Source organism: Streptococcus pseudopneumoniae (assembly GCF_038148935.1).
Lineage (GTDB): Bacteria > Bacillota > Bacilli > Lactobacillales > Streptococcaceae > Streptococcus > Streptococcus pseudopneumoniae_U.
The window spans coordinates 1-3,654 of sequence record NZ_JBBJZX010000124.1; the positions used below are offsets into that span (position 1 = coordinate 1).

6 protein-coding genes are annotated in these 3,654 nt (G+C 33.1%); 5 read left to right on the plus strand and 1 reads right to left on the minus strand.

What is annotated here, in order from left to right; all coding sequences use genetic code 11:
• Both WKI42_RS09680 and WKI42_RS09685 read left to right on the plus strand, forming a co-directional pair.
• The coding region (locus WKI42_RS09680) for a hypothetical protein (protein ID WP_368081821.1) at positions 1–679 on the plus strand (679 nt) is incomplete at its 5' end.
• Between the two features lie 8 nt (positions 680–687).
• On the plus strand, positions 688–1,098 hold the full coding sequence (locus tag WKI42_RS09685) for a hypothetical protein (protein ID WP_224218662.1): 411 nt from the start codon (positions 688–690) through the stop codon (positions 1,096–1,098).
• A 328-nt stretch (positions 1,099–1,426) separates the two neighbouring features.
• Here the strand turns inward: WKI42_RS09685 and WKI42_RS09690 are convergent, their stop codons facing one another.
• On the minus strand, positions 1,427–1,753 hold the full coding sequence (locus WKI42_RS09690) for a helix-turn-helix domain-containing protein (protein WP_224218661.1): 327 nt from the start codon (positions 1,751–1,753) through the stop codon (positions 1,427–1,429).
• Positions 1,754–1,937: 184 nt separating this feature from the next.
• On the opposite strand from WKI42_RS09690, the gene WKI42_RS09695 reads away from it, so the two are divergent.
• From WKI42_RS09695 to WKI42_RS09705, 3 genes are read left to right on the plus strand one after another with little or no spacing between them, the layout of a single operon-like run.
• The gene (locus WKI42_RS09695; RefSeq protein ID WP_368081822.1) at positions 1,938–2,777 is read left to right on the plus strand and encodes an excalibur calcium-binding domain-containing protein; all 840 of its coding nucleotides are present in this window, start codon (positions 1,938–1,940) and stop codon (positions 2,775–2,777) included.
• The gene (locus tag WKI42_RS09700; RefSeq protein WP_368081823.1) at positions 2,770–3,207 is read left to right on the plus strand and encodes a thioredoxin domain-containing protein; all 438 of its coding nucleotides are present in this window, start codon (positions 2,770–2,772) and stop codon (positions 3,205–3,207) included. The genes WKI42_RS09695 and WKI42_RS09700 overlap by 8 nt, the downstream gene beginning before the upstream one ends.
• Before the next feature lie 3 nt (positions 3,208–3,210).
• Entirely contained in the window at positions 3,211–3,606 is a 396-nt protein-coding gene (locus tag WKI42_RS09705; protein ID WP_368081824.1) for a hypothetical protein, read from the plus strand.
• Positions 3,607–3,654 lie beyond the last annotated feature (48 nt).

The following is a 3,654-nucleotide window of genomic DNA, read 5'->3' on the forward strand; positions in this document are numbered from 1 at the left end:
TATAGGGGACTATGTGGAAGTTTACGAAGGTATTGTCATAAAAGTCGACATCAACAAGAACAACATAGAGAAAAAGAACCAATTTAAAAAAATAGGAATTATAGTCACTCTACTACTACTGTTTGTAATTATTGTTATAAGTTTTATAAATACTAAAGACGAAATTTTAAACAATCAAACAACATCAAAACAAATTTCATCATCATCCAAAAAAAGCAGCTCTACCTCTTCATCTAAGAGTAGTTCTAGCTCTTCATCCTCTTCAAAGGCAAGTAGCTCTATTACACCTTCATCATCTAAAGAGAGTAGCTCTAGTTCATCATCCTCAGCACCATCAAAACCTAAGATTACTGTAGATAATGATAAAGCAAATTATGGTGAAGTAGACTATAACAAGTGGAATCATGATGAAATAGCCGTAGATACTAAAGTAAGAGTATATGGTAAAGTTTTACAAGCTATGGAAGATGGGAAAGCCTATACACTGCGTGTAGCCATAAATGATGACTATGATAAAATTATCTTAGTTTCTATTCCTTCGGAGTACAATAATAGAGTTATAGCTGAAGATGACCATATAATATTGTACGGACTAGCAAAAGGAAGACAAAGTTATGAAACGGTCTTTAAAGCTACAAAAACACTGCCTTATATGGTGGCTTACATGTATGACAATTAGGAGAAGTTATGAATACGTATAAAGTTATTAAAATCGAAGAAACTCTAATCTATTTAGGTAGAGATGACGGAACTTTGCTAAAAGTTGACCACACTTCTTTTAATTTTGTACCACAACTAGGGGATATGGTAGAGGTATATCAATCTGAAGGAACCTATATCATAACTCAAAAGTCTAGTGAAGTTCCCACAGAAAAGAAAGAAGAAAAAGGATATTGGACAATAAAAAGAATTAAATTTACTGCATGGGCTGGAGTAATTGGCATAATAGTACTACACCCCGTCATTGCTGTTATCCCCTCAGTAATGTGTCGCCTTCTAAAAGAAAAAGGAGAGAAAGATAGTGCTACTTTGATATTCGGAGCAGCAATATTTGCGACAATCCTAGCAATAATCGTTAGAGTACTTTTAACATTCTAGTAAGAGGTAACACGTTTCTTAAGGTAATAGATAAGCACTGGATACTCAGATTCAGTGCTTTCTTTTTTATTTTTATTTTTTAATAGACTTCTTCAATAAAGAAAAATAATTCTCATTCCTTGTCTAAATAACGTAACTTTTAATCCTCACAATATGCAAAAAGTACGGATAATTTCTAATTACCTGACCCACAGATTACTATTGAAAATTACTTCAAAAGAGACTATAACAATCTGAAGCATGATTGAAATAGCAATAGATACTAAAGTAACTGTCTACAGTTAGATATATTTCGGATAAATTACTCTTTAGTGCTTTTTATTTATCACTAACTATCTTGGCTTAATTCAAGTATTTCCATCACCTTATGAACAATCATCTTATGCTGTGGGTGTTTCTGAATCTTCAATAACAGTTCCATCATCTCAGTATCTTGTGGCACAGAATAAGGTAAGAAAAAATCACTCAATGAAACTTCCAAAGCATCAACAATCTTCACAAAAGTTTCCAAAGAGATATTTCTGTGATTATTTTCTATCTGACTGATATAAGGAACGCTTAGATTTGTTCTTTCTGCTAATTCTTGTTGTGTAATCTTCTTTGAAACTCGTAAGTCTCGTATCTGATTACTTATATTTTCTAATATATCATCCATTCCTTCACCCTCTATGTTAAATCTACTATCTATCTTATAGATTAAATAATCAGGTTTACATTCTCTATAATTTAATATTTGTTAAAAATATATTCTATTGTTAAAGTTTGTGTGATATAATTATAACTGTTAGGAAATATTTCTTTTATTTCATTAAATAAAGTTAAACATCAGGAGGATATATATGCTTAAAAAGCTTAAGGAATTAAGCAAAGAACAAAAGATTATAGGTAGTATTGTACTATTGCTTATCCTCATTTTGTTCTTCACACTATTAACTAGCGGTAGCACTAAACACTCACAAGTTCAAACTAAGGCTAATGATTCCGTCAAACAGTCTTCACAAGTTAAACAGTCTAGTTCTTCTTCCTCTACTTCATCATCCAGTAGTGAAACTAGCTCTAAAATAGAGAAATGGTCTCCAACTGGACATATAGCTGTAGATGCTTATCTAAATACACCACAAATTAAAATCATACTGCGAGCCAAAGCACTGAGAGAACTAGCATACAAACTCTCTAACACTGATAAACTCTACGAAGTTGAAGCTGAGGTAATTGGGATTGAAGAAAAAGATGAATATCGTGAGTACAACATAACAGGTAAGAAACTTCTTATCCGTACACCTGAATCACTAGCTGTAAAAATAAATGAACTTATGGTCTATACAGGAAATACAGTATCTTTAGAAAAATATGATTCAATCAGTAAAGGCTCGTTAGTAATCAGCGAAGTGAGAAAAACAGAAAAACAACAAGAAGAGGAAAAAGCAAGTATTGAAGCCTCCAAATCAAAAGAGGAGGAAAGGAAAGCATCTTCACGAGAAAAAGAGCAAGAACAAGCTTCATCTCACACTACAACTACTCCTACACAATCGTCTACACCTGCTCCACAATCAAATTTAAGACCGTTCAAAAACTGTAAGGAAGCACGCAAAGCAGGACGTGTAAATATACCTGCTAGTGACCCCCAATACGGTCCATGGTTAGATAGAGACAAAGACGGATACGGATGTGATGAATAGTAAAAAAGTTCTTATTCTACTTTCACTACTACTTATTATCATTGTCACATTCACAGCATACTTAACCACTCTGCCACAAACAGACTACCAGATAGCTGTAAATAGACTTCAAAAGATAAGTTTAGAGGCTGTAGAACAGAAAATACAACATCAAGAAAGCTTTTACCTATACACAGGGAGAGAAAGTTGTCCATACTGTCAAGAATTTGCTCCAAAGCTAGCAAAAGCAGTAGATGAAACCAAGATAACTGTGTATTACTTGGATAGTGAGCATATAGATAAGACAAGTTGGAATAACTTTAAAACAACCGTAGGATTCAAAACAATACCCAATCTCACTTACTTCACAAATGGTACAGTATATGACAGATTATCAAATACAAGTCAAGCTAGCGTTGAAGTGATTGAATCATTTATAAGAAAGGAATAAATAATGAATACATACAAAATACTTAAGGACAATATTGAAACAATTTATCTAGGTAAGGCTGATGGTAGCCTTCTAGAGATAGAAAGAAAATACTTTGACTTCCTTCCAGAGGTCGGAGAAGAGGTTGAAGTTTTTGGCAATGATGGAAACTACATCATTACTAGAAAACTCATAATAAATTCAGATACTCCCGATAACACTAAAACGTTGAAAATATGGGGATGGATTTGCACAGCAACCTCTCTGCTCTTATTTCCTTTTATTTTTGGAGTAATAGGTATTGTCTTAGGATATCTCATCAGAAGCAGAGGGGATAAAGAACAAGGAACTGTTATAATGATTTGTGCAACTGGTGCTATGATTTTTGGAATGTGGCTAGGAGCCATTGTATGGGGGTAAATAATGAATAAAGGAAAAATCATTAAAATAATTGAAGATACTGCTTAC

Bases quoted from the DNA above. Each gene is read 5' to 3' on its own strand.
- WKI42_RS09685 (WP_224218662.1), top strand. From the start codon at position 688: ATGAATACGTATAAAGTTATTAAAATCGAAGAAACTCTAATCTATTTA.
- WKI42_RS09690 (WP_224218661.1), bottom strand. From the start codon at position 1,753: ATGGATGATATATTAGAAAATATAAGTAATCAGATACGAGACTTACGA.
- WKI42_RS09695 (WP_368081822.1), top strand. From the start codon at position 1,938: ATGCTTAAAAAGCTTAAGGAATTAAGCAAAGAACAAAAGATTATAGGT.
- WKI42_RS09700 (WP_368081823.1), top strand. From the start codon at position 2,770: ATGAATAGTAAAAAAGTTCTTATTCTACTTTCACTACTACTTATTATC.
- WKI42_RS09705 (WP_368081824.1), top strand. From the start codon at position 3,211: ATGAATACATACAAAATACTTAAGGACAATATTGAAACAATTTATCTA.